At 44.6% G+C, this 22816-nt stretch carries 23 protein-coding genes; 4 read left to right on the top strand and 19 right to left on the bottom strand.

The features are described from left to right. Positions 1–33: 33 nt before the first annotated feature. The 4 genes from DFP79_RS11520 to DFP79_RS11535 all read right to left on the bottom strand — a co-directional run bounded on the left by DFP79_RS11520 (position 34) and on the right by DFP79_RS11535 (position 4429). Positions 34–2145: a RelA/SpoT family protein gene (locus tag DFP79_RS11520; protein WP_133504088.1), complete on the bottom strand. Its 2112-nt coding sequence runs from the start codon at positions 2143–2145 to the stop codon at positions 34–36. Positions 2146–2211: 66 nt separating this feature from the next. Then, entirely contained in the window at positions 2212–2439 is a 228-nt protein-coding gene (gene rpoZ, locus DFP79_RS11525; protein ID WP_133504089.1) for a DNA-directed RNA polymerase subunit omega, read from the bottom strand. Positions 2440–2496: 57 nt separating this feature from the next. Next, positions 2497–3123, bottom strand: a complete 627-nt coding sequence (gene gmk, locus DFP79_RS11530; RefSeq protein ID WP_133504090.1) for a guanylate kinase — start codon at positions 3121–3123, stop codon at positions 2497–2499. Positions 3124–3205: 82 nt separating this feature from the next. Beyond that, positions 3206–4429 carry an MFS transporter gene (locus DFP79_RS11535; protein WP_133504091.1) on the bottom strand — a complete coding sequence of 408 codons (1224 nt, stop codon included), beginning with the start codon at positions 4427–4429 and terminating at the stop codon, positions 3206–3208. Positions 4430–4693: 264 nt separating this feature from the next. On the opposite strand from DFP79_RS11535, the gene DFP79_RS11540 reads away from it, so the two are divergent. After that, positions 4694–5554 (top strand): AraC family transcriptional regulator, encoded by an 861-nt coding sequence (locus tag DFP79_RS11540; RefSeq protein WP_133504092.1) that lies wholly within the window; start codon positions 4694–4696, stop codon positions 5552–5554. Between the two features lie 201 nt (positions 5555–5755). Next, the gene (locus DFP79_RS11545; RefSeq protein ID WP_013663224.1) at positions 5756–6646 is read left to right on the top strand and encodes an alpha/beta hydrolase; all 891 of its coding nucleotides are present in this window, start codon (positions 5756–5758) and stop codon (positions 6644–6646) included. Positions 6647–6771: 125 nt separating this feature from the next. Here the strand turns inward: DFP79_RS11545 and DFP79_RS11550 are convergent, their stop codons facing one another. The 14 genes from DFP79_RS11550 to DFP79_RS11615 form a co-directional block, all read right to left on the bottom strand. After that, positions 6772–7431 carry a biliverdin-producing heme oxygenase gene (locus DFP79_RS11550; protein ID WP_243730255.1) on the bottom strand — a complete coding sequence of 220 codons (660 nt, stop codon included), beginning with the start codon at positions 7429–7431 and terminating at the stop codon, positions 6772–6774. Positions 7432–7532: 101 nt separating this feature from the next. Then, complete coding sequence (locus DFP79_RS11555; RefSeq protein ID WP_243730256.1) at positions 7533–7880, bottom strand: YbaN family protein; 348 nt, start codon at positions 7878–7880, stop codon at positions 7533–7535. A gap of 39 nt (positions 7881–7919) precedes the next feature. Continuing rightward, a complete protein-coding gene (locus tag DFP79_RS11560) occupies positions 7920–8483 on the bottom strand; it encodes a TadE/TadG family type IV pilus assembly protein (protein ID WP_133504094.1) in 564 nt (187 codons plus the stop codon). Next, a complete protein-coding gene (locus DFP79_RS11565) occupies positions 8483–8968 on the bottom strand; it encodes a TadE/TadG family type IV pilus assembly protein (protein WP_013663220.1) in 486 nt (161 codons plus the stop codon). The genes DFP79_RS11560 and DFP79_RS11565 overlap by 1 nt, the downstream gene beginning before the upstream one ends. Next, positions 8968–9855 (bottom strand): tetratricopeptide repeat protein, encoded by an 888-nt coding sequence (locus DFP79_RS11570; protein ID WP_133504095.1) that lies wholly within the window; start codon positions 9853–9855, stop codon positions 8968–8970. Before DFP79_RS11570 ends, DFP79_RS11565 begins: the two co-directional genes overlap by 1 nt. Positions 9856–9857: 2 nt before the next feature. Then, a complete protein-coding gene (locus tag DFP79_RS11575; RefSeq protein WP_133504096.1) occupies positions 9858–10808 on the bottom strand; it encodes a type II secretion system F family protein in 951 nt (316 codons plus the stop codon). Beyond that, positions 10805–11788, bottom strand: coding sequence for a type II secretion system F family protein (locus DFP79_RS11580; protein ID WP_133504097.1), 984 nt, complete (start codon positions 11786–11788; stop codon positions 10805–10807). The genes DFP79_RS11575 and DFP79_RS11580 overlap by 4 nt, the downstream gene beginning before the upstream one ends. After that, a complete protein-coding gene (locus tag DFP79_RS11585; RefSeq protein ID WP_133504098.1) occupies positions 11789–13156 on the bottom strand; it encodes a TadA family conjugal transfer-associated ATPase in 1368 nt (455 codons plus the stop codon). After that, the gene (locus DFP79_RS11590; RefSeq protein ID WP_013663215.1) at positions 13153–14397 is read right to left on the bottom strand and encodes a CpaE/TadZ family protein; all 1245 of its coding nucleotides are present in this window, start codon (positions 14395–14397) and stop codon (positions 13153–13155) included. Before DFP79_RS11590 ends, DFP79_RS11585 begins: the two co-directional genes overlap by 4 nt. 15 nt (positions 14398–14412) lie before the next feature. Continuing rightward, positions 14413–15087: a CpaD family pilus assembly protein gene (locus tag DFP79_RS11595; protein WP_133504099.1), complete on the bottom strand. Its 675-nt coding sequence runs from the start codon at positions 15085–15087 to the stop codon at positions 14413–14415. 16 nt (positions 15088–15103) lie between these two features. Further along, complete coding sequence (locus tag DFP79_RS11600; RefSeq protein ID WP_133504100.1) at positions 15104–16498, bottom strand: type II and III secretion system protein family protein; 1395 nt, start codon at positions 16496–16498, stop codon at positions 15104–15106. A gap of 47 nt (positions 16499–16545) precedes the next feature. Next, positions 16546–17493 (bottom strand): Flp pilus assembly protein CpaB, encoded by a 948-nt coding sequence (gene cpaB, locus DFP79_RS11605; protein ID WP_133504101.1) that lies wholly within the window; start codon positions 17491–17493, stop codon positions 16546–16548. 18 nt (positions 17494–17511) lie between these two features. Next, a complete protein-coding gene (locus tag DFP79_RS11610) occupies positions 17512–18060 on the bottom strand; it encodes an A24 family peptidase (RefSeq protein ID WP_013663211.1) in 549 nt (182 codons plus the stop codon). A 16-nt stretch (positions 18061–18076) separates the two neighbouring features. Next, entirely contained in the window at positions 18077–18274 is a 198-nt protein-coding gene (locus tag DFP79_RS11615; RefSeq protein ID WP_013663210.1) for a Flp family type IVb pilin, read from the bottom strand. 379 nt (positions 18275–18653) lie between these two features. Between DFP79_RS11615 and DFP79_RS11620 the strand changes: the two genes are divergently transcribed. After that, positions 18654–19319, top strand: a complete 666-nt coding sequence (locus DFP79_RS11620) for a response regulator transcription factor (protein WP_013663209.1) — start codon at positions 18654–18656, stop codon at positions 19317–19319. 3 nt (positions 19320–19322) lie between these two features. Next, positions 19323–20699 (top strand): sensor histidine kinase, encoded by a 1377-nt coding sequence (locus tag DFP79_RS11625; RefSeq protein WP_133504102.1) that lies wholly within the window; start codon positions 19323–19325, stop codon positions 20697–20699. On the opposite strand, the gene DFP79_RS11630 is transcribed toward DFP79_RS11625, so the two are convergent. Further along, complete coding sequence (locus DFP79_RS11630; RefSeq protein WP_133504103.1) at positions 20696–22816, bottom strand: HlyD family efflux transporter periplasmic adaptor subunit; 2121 nt, start codon at positions 22814–22816, stop codon at positions 20696–20698. The two genes, DFP79_RS11625 and DFP79_RS11630, sit on opposite strands and share 4 nt — an antisense overlap.

Consider the following 22816-nt stretch of genomic DNA (forward strand, 5'->3'; position numbering starts at 1 on the left):
ATTATGAATCATCCTTCTAGCTTTTAAATAGGTTTATCGACTGACGACGGTTTCACGAGATACTTTATCTACGCATCGCACCGCTTTAACTCGGCGCATGACGTCCGCAAGGCCCACGCGACTTGAAATCGTGACATTCAAGCGAAGGCGCGAAATGCGTCCGCGCTCAATAATCTTCAAATCCGAGACTTGGAAATCAGTATCACTGATCGAAGCCGCAATGTCGGCCACCGCGCCGCGTTGATTGACGTAGGAGACGATCAAGCTTACGTTCAGCTCTTCTTCTATCTCTTTACCCCATGTCATACGGATAAAGCGTTCCGGATTTTGTAAATGGTCTTGAATGTTCGGGCACTGGTCATGATGAATAATAATGCCCTTATCCATTTGCACATAACCGACAATTGGGTCACCTGGAATCGGCGAACAGCACTTCGCGTACGAAATTAACATGCCTTCTGAGCCATTTACCTTAAAGGACTTGGGCGTTGCCAACTCTTCTTCATTGTAATTCGGGAACAGTTCACGAGTAACCACATACCCAACATGGCGGCCTTTGCCAATCGATTCTAGTAGATCGTCGAAGGTTTCTAATTCGTAGTGCTCAAGGACCAAATTAATCTGTGTTTCTGAAAGCTCTTCAATGGTGGTTTTGAAGGCATTTAGAGATCGGGTCAACAAACGATAACCAATGCTAATGGCGTTTTCTCGCTGCTTACCTTTTAAATAATGGCGGATGTTTGTGCGGGCTTTGCCAGTAATCGCAAAGCTCAACCAAGCAACGTTCGGCTGAGCCGTTTTTGCCGTAATAATCTCGACTGTTTGGCCGCTTTCTAGTTGGGTACTGAGCGGTGCAAGGCGTCGGTTAACTCGACAAGAAATACAAGAGTTGCCCACTTCGGTATGTACGCCGTATGCAAAGTCTACAGCGGTTGCACCAGAAGGTAATTCAATGATTTTCCCTTTTGGAGTAAAAACATACACTTCATCTGGGAATAAGTCGCTTTTCACATTATCGACAAATTCCATAGGGTTGCGGGCTTTTTCTTGAATTTCGATCAAGCTTTTAACCCACTTGGTCGCTCGGTCGTGATTGCCTGCGATGGATTGCCCAGATGCTTTGTAAGACCAATGCGCCGCAATACCATTGTTTGCTACGGTATCCATCTCGTTCGTTCTAATCTGAACTTCCATAGGCAAGCCATTGGTGCCCATTACCGTTGTATGGAGAGATTGATAACCGTTTGATTTTGGTACTGCGATGTAGTCTTTGAATCGACCTTCGATTGGTTTAAATAGGGTATGGATAACACCCAAAATTCGATAACAGGTATCGTGTTTGTCCGTGACGATGCGAACACCGACCACGTCCATAATTTCTTCAAGAGAGCGCCGTTTCTTTTCCATCTTTTTATAGATGCTGTAAAGGTGCTTTTCCCGAATACTGACTTCAACTTCAAAGTACTCTGATCGAAGCTCAGACTGAAGATACGTTTCCAGTTTCTCCATGGCCTTTTGACGTTGGCCATACTTCTTATTGATCGCCCTTTGAAGCATGTTCGCACGCATCGGATAGTAAGCCTGGAACGCAAGAGATTCTAACGCTAGGCGAACATTGTACATACCGAGTCGGTTGGCGATGGGTGCATAAATATCAAGGGTTTCTTTTGCGATGCGACGTTTCTTATGAGCCGGCATTGCATCCAGTGTGCGCATGTTATGCAGGCGATCTGCAAGCTTGACCATGATGACGCGAATGTCATCAGCCATAGCCATGGCCATTTTCTGGAAGTTGTGTGCTTGCTTCTCAAGTTGATCATTAAACTCAAGGTGTGTCAGCTTACTGACACCGTCTACGAGCAAAGCGACTTGTTCGCCAAATTGCTTAGACAGCGCTTCGCGTGGGATGCCTGTGTCTTCGATGACATCGTGCAGCAATGCGGCCGCTAAGCCATCACAATCCATTCGGATATTGGCTAAGATATCAGCAACCGCCAAAGGATGCGTAACATACGGCTCGCCACTTTTACGACGTTGGCCGTCGTGAGCTTGCTCTGCGTAGTAGTAAGCGCGTTTTACTTTAGCGATTTGATCGAGAGGTAGGTACTCACTCAGAGATTCTGCAAGACTTTCGATAGTTAACATCGCTCACCCCTTAACAACAACGGTACAACAAAACAGCTTTAGGAGGAGCGACGAATACCATATAGATTAAAACTCTGGAAGCGGTTCGACAGCAGGCTTATCGACATTACCTGCATTGACCAAATTTTCTGCAATTTCACGTAGCGCTACAACAGTCATTTTGTCGTCTTCCAATGCTACTTTTGCTTCTTCGCCGCCTGTCGCTAATTGACGAGCGCGTTTCGCTGCAACCATTACCAATTGAAAACGGTTGTCTACGTTTTCCAAACAATCTTCTACTGTAACTCGAGCCATTTTGACCTCTAATTGTGTTTAGCTAGTTTCCTAACTGTAATTCTACTGAACCGCCTCTTACAATGACAAGAGATCATTTATCAGATTTGTATGTTTTTCCTTCATTACGACTGATTTGGAGCGCATTGCTGTGAAAATACTGCACAGTTGCGCAAATGCCTCATCAAATTCATCGTTCACGATCACAAAATCGTATTCATCATAGTGACTGATTTCATCGACGGCCTTCGACATGCGGCGAGCAATGACCTCGTCACTGTCCGTTCCGCGACCTCGTAATCGGCTTTCAAGTGCCTCAATGGACGGCGGCAAAATGAAGATGCCAATGGCATCTGGGTATTGCTCTCTGATTTGTCGTGCGCCTTGCCAATCGATTTCTAAGATGACGTCTAAACCTTGCTCCAACATATCAAAGATCGCTTGCTTGGACGTGCCATAGTAGTTGTCAAACACCTGTGCATGTTCGAAAAAAGCTTCGTCAGCAATCATGTCTAGGAAATGATCGACGTTGGTAAAGAAATATTCGCGTCCATCCTGTTCGCCGTCACGGGGCGCTCTCGTCGTATGAGAGACGGAAATTCGAACATTACTGTCCTCTGCAAGCAGTGCTTTATAGAGGGACGATTTGCCAGCACCGGACGGTGCGGAAAGAATGAATAAATTGCCTAAATGCTTGTTCGCCATTGCTGTCACTTTAGTGAATTGCCAATATGATTGTGACCTCCAACTATAACAGAGGTTACCCTACAACGACTATGCTGGAATGTCAGAAATTGGGGCGCGAAACCTTCCAACCAATCATTGACCACATCACCGCGACCAACCCAAGAATCAACAGGAGTGGATGCCATGTGCCCACTTGATCATGAAGCGCGCCAAAAGTAACCGGACCAATCGCAGCAAGAGAATAACCTAATAGTTGCGCCATGCCCGATAACTCCGCTGCTTCAAGAATGTCTTTTGATTTAATGGCAACCAAGGACAACCCAAGAATAAACCCTAAACTGCTGGAAAAACCGAACGTGATTGCCCAAATTACGGCCAATTTCGGCAACAAAAACAAAGCAAAAATAGACAGAGTGCTTGTGCTGGTGGCGAGCAAACAAAGCAGAGGAAAAACACTCTTGCGATTGATAAACGGGGTTAATAATAGAGAGGGTAGAGCGCCTGCAAGTTGCATATAGCCTAGATTCAGCCCAGCGGTTGTTTGGGAGAAATGGGATTCGATCAAAATCGATGGAAACCAAGCCACCATCACATAATTAAGAAACGAGTTCAGTGCCAAGAAGCCTGAGACCTGCCAAGCGGTAGTCGAGCGCCAAATACTCGTTTTAGAAGGCGGAACAGGCTTGTTATCAGAATGATGAGGTGCGTCTGATTGAGTGTGTTTGGTTGGTTTGTTCTGCTTAATAAAAAAGTAAGCAAGCACAGGTAACAGAACGATACTGGCTTGGCAGAGTAATGCAAAGCGCCACCCTGACTCTGCGTAATTGGATTCAACATACCATAAAGAAAGAGGGACGGATGAGCTGGCAATCACAAATCCGCCGATGCTCATCATCAAAACGTACAGAGCAGTCAATGAAGGGATATGTAACGGGAAATGGCGCTTTAACACACTGGGAAGTAAGGTGTTACCAACCGCAATCCCAGCGCCAATGAGAGTCACCCCGACGACCAATGTGCTGTAACCGTTTGCCGCACGGCACAACATTCCTAATAGAATGAGCCCAGTGCCTACTAACAAAATACGATAAACATCAAAATGCCTCACCAGTTTGGAGGTAAGCAATGCGAATAGAGCAAAGCACACTAATGGAATCGTGGTAATGAGCCCTAACTGACTGCCGTTTAACGACAGATTTGCTGCAATCTCCGGAATGAGAGGCGAAAAACTGGTAACAGGGCCACGAAGGTTCAGTGCGAGCAATAGAATAAAGGCGAGTAATGCAAGGTTGTTGGCTGTAAAAATTCGCGTTTGTGCCGACATGCTTGTCAGTCCTTTATTGTTGTCAATTGAATGGGATGCAATGCTCAGATTTGTCTGTGTTTCGCAGCGGGCAAAGTAACAAACGGGTAACGCTTTGACTACATTTATTGTATGTAACCTAACGCACATTGATGAAACAATCAGATAGGCTCAAATAAGAGCGCAATAATGGTCAGGAATATTTGGTGTGTTAGAGAGACACTGGCTCGGCCACAACACGTCGTGAGGTGCGAGCTGAAAATAATAAAATAAGAGAGTGAAACAATGGGCAATGGCAGATATGGTGAGCGAGTAAACCAAGTATGCAAGTATATAGAAGACAATCTTGATTCAGAGCTAACGCTTGAAGAAATCAGCGAGAAAGCCTTCTATTCTAAGTACCATTTCTTAAGATTATTTTCTGCGCACATGGGTGTGAGCCTGTATCAATTTATTCAACAAGCAAGGTTAAAGCGAGCCGCTTATCAACTGGCGTTTCATCCTGACTTGTCGATCACAGAAATTGCGTATCAGGCAAAATTTGAACACTCTGAATCGTTTTCGAGAACGTTCAAAAAACGATTTCAAATGTCGCCGTCTCAGTTTAGAAAATCTCCCGATTGGTTGTTGTGGCATCGTTACTACCATCGAATAGAGAGCAGACTGGAGTTACATGTGAACGTAGATATTAAAGACATAGCGGATATGCCCATTGCTGTAGTTGAGCACCATGGCTCACCCCAAAAAGTGATGGAAAGCGTCGCTAAGATGATCGGCTGGCGTAAAAGCACCGGTTTATCACCTGTCACCGAATCCAAAAGTTTTGGCATTGTTTTCCATGATCCCAAAAGTGTTCCTGAAGAGGCGTTCCGCTTTGATATCGCGGCAGAAGTGAAAGAACCGATTCCTCCTAATGAATTTGGATTGGTTAATAAAACACTGACCGGAGGGCGTTATGCGGTTGCACGTCATTTGGGTTCCCACGATCAAATCAGTGATACAGTCTATGCTATGTATCGCCAGTGGTTGCCTGAAAGTGGAGAAGAACTGCGCGATGCACCAATGTTCTTCGAATACATTAATCGCTTTCCTGACGTTAATGAACATGAACTGATAACCGATGTGTATCTGCCTATTCAATCGTAAAAGCTAGGGAAAGCGTGAACAAGTCCACTGGCTTCACACTTGTATTCTGGTTCAGCTGCCTTAAACTGTTTTATGGATAAACAGTTTTGTTTTTCCATCAATGAAAAGCATTCGTTGAAATGTATGTTTTCGAACGCATTAGTTTGAATGCATTAGAATGTTTGGTGTTAAAGCCAGAGTAAAAAAATCGAGGAGCTCAAAATGAATTTGGCAGAAAAAGTTAAAAAAATAACAATTGGCCTTACTATGTTAGGCGCTTTTTCCGGAGCAGTGCAGGCAATGGAGCTGATTAAAGACGTTACATATGGTGAGCGTACGCGAAACCAATTGGATATCTATCTACCGGACACCATGAAAGCAGAAAAACCGCCTGTTGTTGTATTTATTCACGGTGGTCGCTGGTTCCGAAACGACAAAACACAATTTGAATTGTATAACCGTGTGCCTCAAGTAACTGATGCAGGTTACGCCGTGGTTGCAATTAATTATACCTACAGCAGCGAAGACATTTGGCCAACGCAACTGCACGATTTACGTGATGCGTTTGATTTCGTCAGAGCTAATGGCGATAAGTATGGTTATGATGCCGATCGCATGGCGGTTTGGGGGCAATCTTCGGGGGCACATTTAGCCTTGTGGGCGGCATTTGATCAGGCGCAAAACCCTGAAACTCAACTTGATGCTTTAGTCTCTTGGTATGCTCCTTCCGATTTGATCAGCATCATTCCTGACCGTGCAAACGATGACGTCCCTGACCGTGGAAATATGGCAAAAGAACCGACGCCAGAATCTTTGTTGGTTGGGAAACCCGTACCGGAAAACAAAGCGTTAGCAGATGCTGCGAGCCCTTATCGATTCCTTATGAAATTGCCGCTGAGCACGCCGCTTCCACCAAGCTTGCTGGTTCATGGTGCTAAAGATTTCGTTATTTCTCCGCTGCAAACAGAGCGTCTTTATAATGAAATGAAGAAACGCTCAGGCGTAGAATCGGTTGAGCTTCGTCGTGTTAAAGAAGGCAAACACGGTGGTGATGCGTTCAATGCAGAAGTTCCAGCCGTGATTGAATTCTTAAACAACACGTTTGAAATGTAATACCTGCTAAGGTATTGAATGATAACGGCTGCGTGCAGCGGTGTAGAATGCATCGCATCATCACGCAGCTGTTTTTTATCGACCTTGCTATCGCTTTTTCTAGCAATACAATTGTTTTATTCTGCTCAGTCTTCTAGGCTTATTAAGGTTTTCTTGTAAAAAGCGAAAGCCTCTGTAGCGCCCTTCACGGCTTCGCTCTCTTCTAGGCTTATTAAGGTTTTCTTGTAAAAAGCGAAAGCCTCTGTAGCGCCCTTCACGGCTTCGCTCTCTTGTTCTTCTGTCAGGTTCAACGCATCCAATTGTGCGACAAATTTACGCCAGTGCGGTGCTCGACCTTCCGGGTGTGCTGCTAAGTGTTTAGCACCATGTTCCGCATCAAAATTAAGCTTCTGCGTTTCCTTATACAAAAATGCCGCACCGATGTTGGAGCCTTCAGCGCAATACAACCAGCCAATTGCTTGGAAGAGATTTGACACAGTCGCGAGTTGATAAGATGAGACATTTGGCTCAAGCCCTAGATCTTTTAAATCAGATTCTACTGCGGATAGCCTTGGTAAATCGGCTAATCCAGGGAACCAATCCTGTAAAACATCATTTTGATAAAAAGGCGCGACGCTTAAGTGGAAGATGTGCTGTAGACGCAGAAATTTTGCGTAATTTATGTTGTTCAAAAAGGGTGCGGATTGCATTACAAGTTGATCAACGCTGTCGTGATTGGTTCTGGTTGAAAACTTCAGTTTTTTTGCAAAGGTAAGAGTTTCTGGCTTTTCTTGAATAGTTTCCATTGGGCACCTCGATAACATTTGAAATTCTTAAAATAATAAGAACTGACTGATCAAATAGCCATGAGATTTATATTAAGAAAAACTCATAGTTGTTTGTTTTTTTATACACGACTTGGTCGTGACCAAACCCAAATAAAACTAATGCTGATGCCAATGAGACCAAAACTAATCAGATAAATGTGGATGCCGCTATAAAATAAAAAAAAGACACATAGAATCATGCTGATCGATGAGAAAATTTTATTATTGAGTGATATAACTTTTCCATTTTTCCAGTCGTTTAAAACCGGGCCAGTGAAACGATTGGTGTGTAAAAGATGATAAATTTTCGGTGATCCCTTAGCAGAAGACCAAGCGCACAATAATACAAACTCCGTTGCCGGAAAACCTGGGGTAATGACACCAAATATCGCCAGCCCTAAACTAATTACGGCGATTACTTGATACATAAACTGTTTACTTTTTGTCAGCACCTTGTTTCTTCGTCCTTATTCTTCATATTCCACACCGACTTCCCCTGAAAGTCTCTTATCCAACACAACAGAATGATAAAGCAGGCGATTTATGGACGTCGATTCCATTTTTTTACTGCCCAACAAACCACTGTTTATTATCAAATCATCATTGTAACGGCATAACTGAATAACTAAAAAGGAGGCCGTATTGCTATCGGGGTCTTCTTCTGGCATTTGATCTGAATAGTACTTCCCAGAGCTCTTGTCAGCACAGACATCGCTTATCTCTCCCCGCCTAATGGGCGACCAATCCATTGATCTATCTATATTGACCTTGGATACAATCAATTCATACTCTTCACCCACTGAGTTATCAATGGTGTGTTCAATTAAATAGTCAAAACTGTCGGCATTCCACTCCTGCTGATTGGCCAAAATAGAAGCAAGATTATGAGATGCCTGCTCCATATCGCCCCTCATACGATTGATGTTGTATAAGTCAGTGCTTACTAACAGTATTCCAAACATTATGGGGAGCGACAAAGCAAATTCAATAACGGTTGCCCCGCTTTCGTTGGCTAAGAAGCGTCGACGCATTAGGCTTCGTCTCCTAATAGATCGCCTAAAACGTGTCGGTATTCATGCTGGAATGAATCACCTAGGCCAAAAAACTGAGGCAATGGCGTTATAAAATTCTCATTTAGATACACACTGAAGTTAAGAATTGGCAGAGAGTAGTACGTATTTTCAGACTCTTTGACATCTGCAAATTCATTTAGGTTTGAGAATCGCTGTAATTCAATTTGAATACTGTCTTCATGAATCATATTAAATGAGTGCGCAATGATATTTTCACTTGTCGTGGTTTTTATCTCTTCTTCAGTTAAGGTATTAAACAGAGCATCTTCTCTAAAACTCTGCACACTTTGCTCAATAGATACGTCGACTAAGGTAATAACAAGTGCGATTCTTGCCAGCTCAAAAAACATCATCAATATAAATAAAATCACGGGGAATATAAGAGCAACTTCGATTGAAACAACGGCATCTTTATTCCTTAAAAAATGCGCAATAGAGCCCATTAGTCCAGATCCTTTAATTTAATAGGCGTGTTGCTTAGCGCAAAAAGTTCAGTTTCGATGGCAACGCCATTTTCCACACGATGAAGAGAAGAGGAATATTGATCGAGTATTTGTTCCGTGTTCTCTTGAGGCAGTGCTTCTAGTAACACCTTCCTTGCCATGTCTTCTCTATGGTTAAAAACATACACCAAGGCCAAATTAAGGCGAGTCGAAATGGCCATGTTATTGTGTTTTGTTCTTAATAAACTAATGGCTTTTTGATGTTTTCCCAGAGCGAGCCACGTTAGAGATAAGTTATTGACCACCAATTTACTTGATGGGGATAAGTCGATGGCTTTTTGTAGATGTTTTAAGGCTTCAGGAAAGTTTCCCTGCTTATTTAAAACAACGCCCATCCCATTCAATGCGACTACACTGTTTGGGTTGGCCTGAAGAGCGCATTGAAAATTAGAGGAAGCCTGTTCGAGCTGTGATAGCGCCAGATGAGCACGGCCCGTGCCGACGCAAATTGCCTGCGTTTGTTCCGAAGTTATGTTGCCATCTAACGCCAATTCTGCGCGCTTAAACAAGGCAATGGCCTCCAGTGGAGGCAAAAAAGACGCAGATATGCTGGCATATTCCAATACAAAAGCGCCTTCTAATTGGCCTTTTTCATCCATATTTTCGTAGACTTCATAAGCGGCTTTATAGCGGCCATTGTCTCTTAATAAATGTGCCAATTTTAACGCTTCTTCTGCACTTTCTGCTTCGTAGGGCGCGTTCTCTATCACTGGTTCGCCGTCTTTTATCACTTGGCTGGAGCACCCAGCGAGCATTACTAACAAGAGTGCGGTTGCGGTTAGAGCGCCAAAACGGAATGAATTGTGAGTGTTTTTTATCAGTGACATTGTTAACTTCCTAGCATACGGATAATGCGAATCATGGCGGGCGTTCCCATCATGGCGATTACGGGAGGTAAAATGAAAACCATCAGCGGGACACTTAATTGAGCCGGTAACTTTCCCGCTTTCTCTTCCAACTCTAAAACCATGTTTTTTCTACTTTCTACCGAAATGGTACGTAGAGCCTGAGACAGGGGAGTGCCGTAACGTTCTGCTTGTATCAAGGTCGATACCATGGCTGCGACGTTATCGACACCACAGCGGTCGGCCAAATTCATTAACGCTTTTGATCGATCACTGAGAATTTGTAATTCAGCATGGGTATAACCGATCTCTTCGGCCAATTCCGGTGAGGAAAAAGCCAGTTCTTTAGAAACGGTTTTAAAAATACGCCCTAGGGGCAAACCTGCTTCCGCGCAAATGACCATCAAATCCAATGCATCCGGTAAACTGGATGACAATTTTCCTCCACGGCTGGCTGCGCGCATTTTTAACCAGATTTCTGCACTGAATGACGATAAAAAGAGAATGATCAAACTGCCTGCTAAAGCGCTTAAGCTGAGTCGGTCGCCTTTTTCTAATACAAAAAAGACAAACATTACCGACAAGAAAAGACCCACTGCCAACTTGCCGAAGGTATAAAGTCCTAAGGATTGAGAATGTCTTAACCCCGCCATCAACAATAACTTTCTCGTTGCAAAACGATCGCTTTCGGTTCCGGCCAATTCTTGGCCGATACGATCGATAGGAGCCAAGCATTTACGCCACCATGAGGAACTCATTTCGGCTTCAACCAAAAGCGACGCTTCGTGTGCTGTAGTAGAAGCATTATCTTGCTGTGACGCCAACCGCTCGGCCAACGTCTTAGGTTTGGTTCGCACATACAGAGCCAGTAAAACCATGCCCGCAGCGCACAGTAAAAAACCTATGAGTGCTGGGAGTATCATCTGTTCGTTCATCGAATCACCCGTTTGATCATAAAGTGCGTAATTGCCAATCCAGTCAGAACGCTGCCAAACGCATAGATCAAGACACTGTTTCCCGTGGGGTCGCTTAGCAAAAACTGAAAATCTTTGGGAGAATTGAAATACATATAGGCTAAGGATAAAGGCGCTAGCATTGCCACAATAACAGCAGACGCTCTCACTTCTGACGTTTTGGCGCGGATTTTCAGAGCCAATTCATGACGTTCGCGTAATGTTTCAGAAAGACGCTCTAACGTATCACTCAGTCGTCCCCCGGCTTCTTGGTTAATCACCAAAATGACCGCAAAAAATCGATATTCATTAAGAGGCACGCGGATGGCGGAATCTTGCATTGCTTGACGCAATGACAACCCTAGCGACAGCCATTTATCAATGAGGGCAAGTTCTTTTGCCAAGGGACCCGGTAAGTTGTTTGCAATGAGTCCAAATGCGTTGGTTGCAGGTACGCCCGCTTTTACGACACGTACAATGGAATCAATGGCCTGTGGTAAGTTTTGCTTAAATTCTTTTAAATGCTTCCCCATCGCATTGCGGTACAACAAAAAAATTAGGGCGAAAAAGAACCCTAAGGACAACAACACACTGGCTCCAATGGGGAATTGACTGCTTTTGCCCAAGGTAAAACCCAGCAGCAAACAAGGTGTGGCTAATAGTGTGGCTCTAGAGCGCCATTTTTCTTGCCAACCGAGCAAGGAAAAATCGAGCCAAATACGGTTGATCCAGCCACCGATAATAGGCAAATCAAACCAAAACGATTCTGCATTGTTTCGCTTAATGTTCATAGACTCTTCAACGGCAGCACGTTGGTTCATGGTTAATTGCTGCTTCAATGAAGTCAGAAAGGCTTCGCTCTGTTTCGCTTTCTTGCGACTTTGAACGCCTAAATAGACCAGTAAAAATGCACCGAGAATTAAGCTGAAAATTACAACGGGAAGCAGGTTAAATGCGCTCATTTACTCAACGTCCTGAAAATAATGAGAATGAGTGGCATAGAACGCGGGCCGTTGACCTGAGGATACAAATTCCCCGACAATTTTACCCAACGAATCAACGCTGTCAGTTCGAAAGCCGAATATTTCTTGAGTTTGAATGACATCGTCTTCCATACCACACACTTCTGTCACAGAAACAATTCGACGAGAGCCATCTCGCATTCTTTCAACTTGTACAACCAAATCGACCGCACTCGCGATTTGTCGTCGTATGGCTTCTTGCGGCAACTGCATTCCCGCCATCATCACCATATTTTCAAGCCGCATAATGGCGTCGCGTGGGGTGTTTGCATGTACCGTACAAAGCGAGCCGTCATGCCCGGTGTTCATGGCTTGTAGCATGTCAAAGCTTTCGCCACCTCGTACCTCACCCAAAATAATACGATCTGGTCGCATCCGTAACGCATTTCGCACTAAATCGCGTTGATCTACTTTCCCGGTTCCTTCCGCGCTGACAGGGCGCGTTTCTAAGCGCACCACGTGAATTTGTTGCAATTGAAGTTCGGCTGCATCTTCAATTGTGATGATTCGATCATCACCGCTGATCTCTTGAGATAAGGCGTTAAGAAGTGTCGTTTTACCTGCGCCCGTTCCGCCAGAAACAATGATGTTTAATTTACCCTGCATCGCTCTGCGCAGCACTGTCACCATACCAGTAGATAGGGCGTTTCCGCTTTCTAACACTTCTAATGACATGTTGCGGCGCATGAATTTCCGTATCGAAATTGACGTGCCATCAATCGCAAGAGGGTGCGTGATTATATTGACTCGACTGCCGTCCGCCAGACGTGCATCCACCATGGGTTGAGTTTCATCGATACGGCGGCCAACGGCTGCGGCAATCCGTTGCGCAATGTTCAATACATGCTCTTCGTCAATAAATCGGATGGTCGATAACTCAAGCTTTCCGTAGCGTTCAATGAACACTTGTCCAGCACCGTTTACCAAAATATCGTTCACGGAATCATCGGCCAATAAAGGTTCAATTGGACCTATTCCAATCATTTCATGAAACATTTCACGGCAAATGGTTTGCTCATCATCGAGTGATAACTGCAATCGGTTGTGGTCTGAAATGCCTCGAATGATCGATTCAATTTGTTGATTCAGTTGCTCGTGGCTTAGAGTGGCCGCTTTAACGGGGTCAATTTGCTCGTAGAGTTTCTGGCGAATCAAACGTTTATTCTTATAGTTTAAGTCGCTGGACTCATCTGCCATTTTAGACCGTGAAATTGGCTGATCATGCGGCTTGTCTGTGCTCCCCGATGGAGAGTGTTCGGGCGCTTTCTTTACCGTTTGCTTTTCTTTTAAAGCCGACTTAATGATCACAATCGTGCTCCTTTCAGGCGCAGCTTCTTGCTTGTGTTATTTGGTCGAAGTTTACTCAAAAAAGACGCCATAAAAGGGAGCGAAGAGGAGAGTTCTTGAGGTTCTTTCCCACATGCCAGATCCGTAAGGTGCAGCAAATGTCGTGTTAATTCAGGGAACGCGTCAAATGACAATTTACCTTGCAGTAGACTTTTACTTAAGCCTCCCCCAACAAAGGGCAGCTGCATGTCGATTTTTCGTCCCACAAATTCTTCAAAAGCGGTTTGAGTAATCACATCGACATTCTGTTGGCGACAGGTATTGCGTACTAATAAAATGCGCTGACCGTTTGACTCATCTCCGATTTCGTTGAGTAATCTCAGGGTATTTCTCGCATCGGCCACGGTCAGATCAACCAGAATAATTCGGGCCTGGCTGTGCTTTAAGACTTCCAATGATCCATAGGGTTGAGAAGAAGGTAAATCCCAAATCACTTGATTAAATATACGGCACAGCCCCGCCCCTAACAGCAACAGCTGATCGGTATCGTCGATGTCTTTTGCTTGATAGTTTGGTTGTTGTGCCAGTAGGCTCAAGCGACCGTCAATTTCTGTCATAGAGCGTTCTAGCAAACGAGAATCGATCTTGTCGGTCTGTAATACGCTGTCTAAGCCAGACTCGCCTTGCGCGCCTAGCATCAGATCAAGACAGCCATTTTTACGGTCAAAATCGACTAAAGCTGATTTAAAGTAGCGTTGATTTGAAAGCAGCCTCCCCAAAGCATAGGCAACGAGTGATGTGCCGATTCCACCTGAAGAGCCTGTGACAGAAATAGTGCGACCTGTGCCGAACGATTCACTTTCGTCGCCTCTGCGTGCCTTCTGGATCATTTTGGCCATCATGTCTAAAGGAGCGGGTTTCACCAAGTAATCAAACACCCCAATGGAGAGCAATGCGCGATATTGATCAATACTCTGATCTGACCCCACGACAATCAGTTTGCTGGTGGGACTTGTTCGCTCTATCAGTTCGGCCACGGCGAGCAAAGGCGTGTTCACTTTATCGATATCCGCAAAAATAAGATGAGGAATGGCGTTGTGCTTACACCACTCATTAGCCGCTGAAATACCACCAGAATGCACCACATCACTGGCGTACCCCAGCCTCACCAAACGATCACAGACGGCCGCTTTTTCTTCTTTTTGCGCAGTAAAATAGACGATTGAAGCCGCTTTCTCAGTTTGCATGTTTATATCACTCATCTTGCATCTCCAAGCTTAGTCTTCATTGAAATCGATATCTAAAAGCGGTGTCACGTCAGATTCGTGATAACGTGTCATCGCTTCAACAGCATGAACACCATCAGCGTCATCCAGTGTCCTGCCACGAATGAGATCACGAGGGTCGGAAACCATCTGCGCAATATTGGCTCGATTGGCACACCCCAGTGTTCCAATTGACTCATATGAATGTACTGACCAAGCTTGTGAATCCTCAATGCTGCAATCCTTTGTCACTACCACCATGGCTTCAGAGGTGAGCGACAGATCCCACTTGTCTTGTTTATCGTTTTCTAAATCAGGCTCGGTGGTCGTGGCTTGGTATTGAATGGGCAAAATCTTGAGCTTGCTTTCCTGAGCACCCAGCGACAACAACGAATCTTTTAAATGCGAAGCGAATACATTGCCTTTGTCCGTATAAGGCTGGAGCCTAATGACTTGGCTGGATAAACGCCCTTGGTTTCGTAACAAAGCATTCACACCGTCAAGAGCAGACTTTTTTAAACTCCCGTTTTCTTGTAACTGCAATGAAATAGACGAAACCGTTGGCTTTACGACAAACGCTGGAGTGCCTTTTTCCGCTTCAGAAGAACCATTTCGTAGACGATGAACGGTGTGATCACAGCCACTTAAAAAAAGTAAAAACACAATACTTATGGAAAAAATACGCATACTAGAACCCTCTTGATCAATATAAATAACCGGCCGATGCTAAAGGCGGTAAATGCGCGTCAATCGTGCTGATGCCTTGTGCCGGGGATTGAAGATTGTTGGCTGACGTAGGTTCGACAATATACGCCGTTGCAATAATGACCAGCTCCGTTTCTTCCTTTTGATTTAGTTCCGTTTCAAACATGCGTCCTAGTACGGGAATACTGCGTAAGCCAGGGACGCCGCTTACCGTTTGACTGACACTGCTTCGAAGCATCCCGGCCAGCGCAAAACTTTGACCACTGGCAAGCTCAACGGTGGTATTCGCCCGTCGAACTTTAAAGGCTGGAATTGTTGTGCCATTAAGTACAACGGATCCATCATCCGATAGGTCACTGACTTCAGGGGCAATGTGCAAACTGATTCGATTGGGCGATAGGAGTGTTGGCGTCATGCGCATAATGACCCCATATTGTTTATATTCAATGGTTACGCTGTTGTTGGTCTGAATCACGATAGGCACTTCTCCGCCCACCGCAAATCCCGCTGTTTCACCCGACATGGCGGTCAAGTTAGGCTCTGCTAAAATACTCGCCATTCCATCATTAGAAAGCGCTGAAAGTACGCCACCCACGTCGCCTATGGTGCCGCCCAACACCCCCAAGGAGAGACCACTTCCATCGAAGACACCTGTTGAGGCATCGAATAAGCTACTGCCGTTACGGATAAAACCTGTGTTGTTGTCAAACAATGTATCCCAACTAAACCCTAAGGCGTGAGTTAGGCTACGAGACACTTCAACGATTCGAACGCTGATGTTCACTTGCGAGGACAAGGCAACTTTAAGCTGATTAACAATTCGTAGGCTTTGGTTGCCCTGACCGCCCTGACCGCCCCGACCGTTTGCTGATGTGCTGGCCCCCAGATACGACTCCACACTGCTAATGACTTGTTTGGCTTGCTGCGGAGTTTGAACGGTTCCTCGAACAATTAATCCTTTATCTGTTGCTGGACCGACCTGAACTTCTGTTCCGGGAACCTCTTTTGCGACCTGACGGGTTAATCCCTCTAAGTCATAACCTGATGTTAACGTCACCGCAATAATCACATCGTTGTTTTCATCTAATGCATATAAGGTTGTGTCCCCCGGTGCTTTGGCAAACACGAAGACATTATCCGGTGAAGGCATTTGGAAGCTGGCCACTTCTGGATTGGCGATCAATACCTTTGACGCGGCTTTTGGCAAATTAAGCAATGTGCCTTGGTTGACGTGCAGCTTAACTTGACCACTGACAGCAACTTCTTCGAATCGAGACTCGGCGATACGACTATTGTTATCAGCGGGTTGTTCCACATCATAGGTGGCAAAAGCGAGCGTTGACTGAACGCTGCAAACGGCAAACAATGTTAAAAAATAGTATTTGGAAAACATCAAAAAAATTCCATTGTAAAATTAACTAGGCGGTTCATGAGCCGCACTTAATTCATGAATTCTGCGGTATCTTGCTCTTCTCCTCGGAACATCAACACAGAGGTCATATCGTCGTCTTCCATTGGTTTGAAGCTGTCATAAATGTCAGTCACTTGTCCTAACGTGGTGACTTCACTTTGAGATTCTTTTGAATCTTTTTCAGGGGAGGTAGACAAGGCAAGGTCTTGACCTTGAACGCTTCTTAGCGCTAATTGTAATATCCCGACTTCGCGCGCAACGGTGAGCCGCTCAACGTCTTTGGGAAGCACTTCTAACGTGACGGTTTCGTAGGATTTACGCTTGTTTGAATCGGTTTTCTTCTCTTTCTTTGATTCGACTTTCTGTACTTTTTCTCGAAAGGCGTCCAGTGTGCCGTTCAGTGATAAGACACGGACATTTCGCAACAAGGTTTGCGAGGCCAATTTTGGAAGCTTAATGGTCGCGAGTGGATTGTTATTAGCCCCTTGCTCATAATCTCGTTTTAAACTCAAAATCACATCGACACGATCGCCACCTGAGATTAACCCTGCATTACTCGTTACTACATCAGCTGGTATCGCCACCGCTCTCATTCCCGGCTTTAATACTGATGCAATGAATCCAGGCTCACCCGGAGATACCAGCAAGTCGCTTTCTAATTCTGTTCCGGCTGGAATCGGTTGCGTTACGGTCGCGCCGTACAGTTGACTTTTTTCATCCAACCCTTTTAGGAAAAAAGCATCTTCTGGATACTGTTTGTCTGCAGCTCGCCATTCGATGGACGTTGCGTTCATAAAGTCCCCCGGCCTTAACGTATTTGACGCCACTAGCACCGCGCGATAATTGGGCTTTTTCGGCACAACTTTAGTTACCGTTTTTGGCGGTGGCTCTGAGGTCAAAAGAGCGCTACCAAGAAGCGCACCGCCTAATGCGAAAATCAGCGCACCAGACACGAAAAAAACAGATGAAGCTTTCATTTAACAATCTCTCTTGTGTTAACGAAATAAGGGGCTTATGAGGACGTAAAAATAACCAACCGATATGGCCAGTCCATAGGGCAGTCCTTTCACTCCTTCACGTGAGAACGCGATAGGAGCCGGGATTTTGAAACTTGGATATCGTTCTGAAAGCTGCAATATGGCTTTCGCGCCAGCAAGCTCGATGAGCGAAATAAACGGCAAAAACAAGGCCAGCACGCCGCCCGCTAACGCCGTCACTACTAAAAACGTCAGCTGCTGCTCAACGCCTACCCATAAGCATAAAATTGACATCAACTTAACGTCTCCTGCACCCATTTGACCGACCAAGAACAAGCAGAACCCCACCAGTAAAACGCCGACAGCCCCCAAACTCGTATAACCAAAATCCGCTAATAGCGCAGATCTATTTTCGTCTGATGTGATCAAAGATAGGGCGGCAGAAACCAGCCAAAGCACCAACAGCATCAACACCAAACGATTGTGTATACGTCGGTAAAATAGATCCGTCACAATGACCCACAAAGAGGCAAACGTCAGGATGACTGGCATGGCGAAATCAAACATGAAGGGCGTCAATTGCCTATTCTGTGCCAGGGTTGTTGGTGTTTGTAATCTGATCGGCGATCGAAGAAAAACGATCTTTTAGTGCCGTTACAAATACGCCGTCTGAACCAAATATGACACCGATGGCCGCCGCCATCGCCGCAGCAAGAATGCCGTACTCAATCGCCGTTACGCCGCGCTCGTCAGACAAAAAACGTTTTATGCTTGATTTCATTTCTTCCTCTCAATATCACAATAGTGGTTGTTCCTGAATCGAGACATATTAAGATTGATTCTCATTAGCGATACAATAGGCAAAGCATTAAGAATGCTTAATGAATACAGACTGGCTCTTGTTGCGTGGCCGTTGGTAGGATGAACCCCTGAATGTCACATAGGACAAGCAGGCACCACATTGAACGTTTACTGCTTGAAATATGGATTCTTTTTGAACAGTTAAGATTAAGTAACGAATGTGAAAGTTAAGTTATGTAACGCTAGGTAAAGATAATGTAGTTGATAATGATTATCGTTGAGTCTAGAATCCGACAAACTGTTGTGTGAAAACCAAAGTTTCAAAACCCATAAATTCAACCCTTGCCGAGATTACTATTATGCGTATTCTGATTGTTGAAGATGATGCCTCTGTCAGTCATTGGATTAGCAGTAAACTGCATACCTCAGGGCACTCGTGTAAATTAGTCGATAATGGGGAAGATGCCCTTAAGCTCATCAAGGAAGAAGTGTTTGATGTCATCTTGCTTGATCGGGTCATTCCCAAGATTGATGGTATTCAACTGTTGGGTTTGCTGGCAAATGAATCTCATCCACCGGTTTTAATCTTATCCGCAAATGATCAAACTTCAGATCGGATTGAAGGCTTGAGAGCCGGAGCGGATGACTACCTAGGTAAGCCATTTGATTTTGCTGAGTTGCTGTTGCGTCTGGAAAGACTTTACTGCCGTACAAAACAAGTCGCATCGAGTAACTTCATAAAAATCAAAGACATGATCATTAATTTAGAGCGCCATGAAGTGACTCGCTCTGGACATCGAGTAGATCTCACCAACAAGGAATTCAAACTGCTTTATGTGTTGGCTGAGCACCCGGGGCAGACGGTAACGCGCAGTATGTTGCTTGAAAAAGCATGGGGCTACCACTTTGATCCACAGACCAATGTGCTGGATGTTCACTTGTCCAAACTTAGAAACAAGCTCGATGGTGGTTCTAAAAACCCAATTATCCGAACGATACGGTCCGTTGGGTATGCATTAGGGTAAACTGTGTTTATAAAGCCATTACTTCATAGCAGCAGTTTTCGGCAAGCTGCGACCATTGCGTTTATTTGTTTACTTATTTCTTCTGCCGCCATACCCATTTGCGATCATGTTCTCAGCAATATTATGAAAAGCCATGTTCGCGGGATGATTTTTGAAAACCTTGAAAATCAAAAACTTAAAGGACTTTTTAACAACAGTAGATGGCTCGCTAATCAGCTCTCCACCGATTACCAACTAGACACTCGTAAAGACCATTTTTCATTCATTCTGGATAGCCAAGATCAGCTGATATATGGCCAACAGGCGATACTTACGCAAGCTCAAATTCTGGTTTTGAGCGACAACCGGTCGAATGCCCCGAAAATTTTATCGTTAAAAAGCCAGCACAGTGAATTATTCGGGTTGTTGACACCTCTGGCTGACGGCGGCCTTTACTTTAATGCCTATAACGTTCAACCCATGCTGCAACAAACGCGCATTATTCCTTTGATGACAGGTGCAGGCTTGCTGGCCATCCAATTGTCGATCTTACTGATTAGTCTGCCTTTCAGTCTGCACAATCTCTTTCGCGTAAACCACATCATCGAAGTCTTAGAGCAGTATGCACAAGGCAAGCACGACGTTAGAGTCAATTATAAGAACAACGGTGATGAGTTTGGCCAATTGGGTAAAGAAATTAATTTGGTTCTCAGTCGCACTGAAACCTTAATGGGCGAAGTACGCACCATTACTAGTCATGTTGCCCATGAACTGAGAACGCCATTAACGCGTTTACAACATAAGCTTATTAACGTGTCTGAAAAAATAGATGAAAAAGAGCTTCAGGAGTTGGAAGACGCGATTAAAGAAACAGAACAAATCCAGAGGTTGTTTCGCTCAATTATGCGTTTGTCTGAGGTTGAAACCGGACAAGTCAGTCATCAAAAAAATAAAATAAATGCATACGACATACTCCATGAAGCGTATGAGTATTACCTACCTCTGGCAGAAAACCTCGATATTCAATTAAACATAGTGGCCAATAAAAAATACCATTTTTATGCGGATAAGATCTTAATTTTTCAGGCCATTGCTAACCTATTGGATAATGCTCTTAAGTATGCGCCTGACAGTAAAATCATCACTCTTAGCATAGAATCTTCATTAGGTAACACCCTTATCAAGGTGTCTGATCAAGGAAAAGGGATCGCCGAAGAAGATCAATCTGTTGTCACCAAGCGCTTCAAACGGCTCACCAGTAAACAAGATGTTTTTGGTCATGGTTTGGGACTCACTCTAGTTCAAGCCATCACCACTTTGCATAATGGCGAGTTAACGCTAATCAATAATCATCCGGGATTATCCGTCTGCATCGCACTTCACTCTAATGAAATAAACTAGAACGAAGATTCCCTAACAAGGACTGAGACCACTCTTTTCACAAGCTGACTCAATAGACTTTCTGCCTTGGCATCAATATAGACTTCACCCCGTATTACCCAATTTGGCGAAACCGCATTAGGTTCTGTTGGTGTTAGAAAAGCCCGATAGACCGCTTCCTCAGCGATAGGAATTGGGTCATTTTTAGCGTTGCTAGACGCCACTCTTCCGCCATAAACCGAAGCTAATTCCGGTGCAGAAGTTAACTTAGTCGAAGCAATATTTTCAACACCTTCTAAGAATAGAGACAACTTCGGATAAGAAAGGCTTTCGGGGATAAAATACGCGTCAGAATCGACCTTAATTCGATTGAGATCGCTTTCCTTTATATAAGCTTCGACGGTATTTGATCGAGTATTAACAAGCATTCCTAACCCTTCCCCTGCGGCCAGCCAATCGCCTTCCTGATGCAGATTGGATTGCGTCATCACGACACCCTCAAAGGGCGCGGTTAGGGTTAACTGTGCCAATTGTTGGTTGATTAGCGTTAAACGCTGGTTGGCTGTCACAAGCTCCTCGTTAATCACCTTTATACTGGCGGAAGCGTTCGGACTGAATGGATTCACATCGGCTTGTTTTTGCAATCGAGTAATACGCAACGTCAACCTGTCCGCTTCTCGGTTCAGCTCCGGTGAAACAAATTCAAATAGCTTTTGTCCTTTCTTTACGGCCTGATGAGGCTCAACAAATGAACGATGCAGCTGCGCGTTTGCAGGAACGTATAGGTTAAACTGTTGAGAAGATCGCATCACAGCAGGCGCTCCGACTTGGCTTTGCCATGGGTAGCACAATACAAATAACAGAATGGCCAACAGTGTCAGACTGCATACGGTGTTTTTATTCCAACTCATAATACTTCTCTTCTGCTGCCAAACTTTCAATTCTTTGAATACAGGCAATACAATAAACACCCACAATTCCACGATAAATAAAGCAATGCCCAATAACTTAAACGCAAAGTGGTACACCATAAGGGCGATGCCGACGTATAAAAACAATCGATACAACCAGGTGACAAGCGTATAACTCAACAATACTCTCTGCATTTGCACAGAGAAAATCTCGGGTGGCGATTGATTAAACGCAAAAATCCATTCTCTAATCTTCCACCGAGTGAAAGCAAAAGCTCTGGGTTGTAAGTTTGCTATTCCAAGAAAATCGGATAACAAAAAATACCCATCAAAACGCATAAAGGGGCTTAAATTAATCAGTAAGGATAAGATCCAAGTCGTCGTAGCCAACATAAAGGCGAGGCTCTTGCCCGTTCCTTCTGGCATGAAACTCCACAGCAACAGCCCCCAAGCGCCTACTAACAGCTCAACGATGACGCCAGCCGCACCAATCAACATCCTTTGTTTTTTACTTTTTAACCGCCAAGCACTTGAGGTGTCTGTGTATAAAACCGGCCACAGTACGAGTAAAGCAACGCCCATTGTTGCGACCTTTCCGCCGTAATGTTTGCAAGTATAGGCATGGCCTAACTCATGTAGCGACTTAGTAAAAAAGAGCGCTAGTACAAGGGCTAACATGCCTTCAAAAGAAAAAAAGTGCATATAAGTATGCGTAAACGCTTGCCATTGGCGGCTCACTAAAAAGAGCCCTAGAACAGCTGCAAGTACAGAGAGAAATATAAATAACCGACTGAAAAAGAACCGCGTTAAAGGCAAGGTAAGCGCTAAAAAAGCATCAGGGCGACATAGGGGAACGCGCATAAATAAATAATGGCGTAACAGCCATCGAATAGGGTTTATTGAACCCCATTTCGCTTCGTTCTCAGGCTTGGCGAGACGCGTATTTATCAATAAATGGCGACCCTGCAAAAAATTATAAAAGGCCTTCACATCCTCTACTGAGACAAGCAAAGTCAAGTGCTGGCAAATATCCTCAGCAATCGCTTGAGCACTGTTCAGAGACCAGCGTGCTAGCATCTCCATTTCATGCCAACCGAGACGATAAAATTGCCCACTGATTGGATCTTCTAGTGTCCAAGTCGGCGCACCGAATGCATCTTCTGGCGCTTCGAAGAGTTTCAGATCTTCTCTTAACGGAGCCCATTCTGTCGCCGTTGCATCAAGCAT

It is taken from the genome of Marinomonas balearica (assembly GCF_004362145.1).
Lineage (GTDB): Bacteria > Pseudomonadota > Gammaproteobacteria > Pseudomonadales > Marinomonadaceae > Marinomonas > Marinomonas balearica.

Bases quoted from the DNA above. Each gene is read 5' to 3' on its own strand.
- DFP79_RS11520 (WP_133504088.1), bottom strand. From the start codon at position 2,145: ATGTTAACTATCGAAAGTCTTGCAGAATCTCTGAGTGAGTACCTACCT.
- rpoZ (WP_133504089.1), bottom strand. From the start codon at position 2,439: ATGGCTCGAGTTACAGTAGAAGATTGTTTGGAAAACGTAGACAACCGT.
- gmk (WP_133504090.1), bottom strand. From the start codon at position 3,123: ATGGCGAACAAGCATTTAGGCAATTTATTCATTCTTTCCGCACCGTCC.
- DFP79_RS11535 (WP_133504091.1), bottom strand. From the start codon at position 4,429: ATGTCGGCACAAACGCGAATTTTTACAGCCAACAACCTTGCATTACTC.
- DFP79_RS11540 (WP_133504092.1), top strand. From the start codon at position 4,694: ATGGGCAATGGCAGATATGGTGAGCGAGTAAACCAAGTATGCAAGTAT.
- DFP79_RS11545 (WP_013663224.1), top strand. From the start codon at position 5,756: ATGAATTTGGCAGAAAAAGTTAAAAAAATAACAATTGGCCTTACTATG.
- DFP79_RS11550 (WP_243730255.1), bottom strand. From the start codon at position 7,431: ATGGAAACTATTCAAGAAAAGCCAGAAACTCTTACCTTTGCAAAAAAA.
- DFP79_RS11555 (WP_243730256.1), bottom strand. From the start codon at position 7,880: ATGTATCAAGTAATCGCCGTAATTAGTTTAGGGCTGGCGATATTTGGT.
- DFP79_RS11560 (WP_133504094.1), bottom strand. From the start codon at position 8,483: ATGCGTCGACGCTTCTTAGCCAACGAAAGCGGGGCAACCGTTATTGAA.
- DFP79_RS11565 (WP_013663220.1), bottom strand. From the start codon at position 8,968: ATGGGCTCTATTGCGCATTTTTTAAGGAATAAAGATGCCGTTGTTTCA.
- DFP79_RS11570 (WP_133504095.1), bottom strand. From the start codon at position 9,855: ATGTCACTGATAAAAAACACTCACAATTCATTCCGTTTTGGCGCTCTA.
- DFP79_RS11575 (WP_133504096.1), bottom strand. From the start codon at position 10,808: ATGAACGAACAGATGATACTCCCAGCACTCATAGGTTTTTTACTGTGC.
- DFP79_RS11580 (WP_133504097.1), bottom strand. From the start codon at position 11,788: ATGAGCGCATTTAACCTGCTTCCCGTTGTAATTTTCAGCTTAATTCTC.
- DFP79_RS11590 (WP_013663215.1), bottom strand. From the start codon at position 14,397: ATGAGTGATATAAACATGCAAACTGAGAAAGCGGCTTCAATCGTCTAT.
- DFP79_RS11595 (WP_133504099.1), bottom strand. From the start codon at position 15,087: ATGCGTATTTTTTCCATAAGTATTGTGTTTTTACTTTTTTTAAGTGGC.
- DFP79_RS11600 (WP_133504100.1), bottom strand. From the start codon at position 16,498: ATGTTTTCCAAATACTATTTTTTAACATTGTTTGCCGTTTGCAGCGTT.
- cpaB (WP_133504101.1), bottom strand. From the start codon at position 17,493: ATGAAAGCTTCATCTGTTTTTTTCGTGTCTGGTGCGCTGATTTTCGCA.
- DFP79_RS11610 (WP_013663211.1), bottom strand. From the start codon at position 18,060: ATGTTTGATTTCGCCATGCCAGTCATCCTGACGTTTGCCTCTTTGTGG.
- DFP79_RS11615 (WP_013663210.1), bottom strand. From the start codon at position 18,274: ATGAAATCAAGCATAAAACGTTTTTTGTCTGACGAGCGCGGCGTAACG.
- DFP79_RS11620 (WP_013663209.1), top strand. From the start codon at position 18,654: ATGCGTATTCTGATTGTTGAAGATGATGCCTCTGTCAGTCATTGGATT.
- DFP79_RS11630 (WP_133504103.1), bottom strand. From the start codon at position 22,816: ATGCTTGATGCAACGGCGACAGAATGGGCTCCGTTAAGAGAAGATCTG.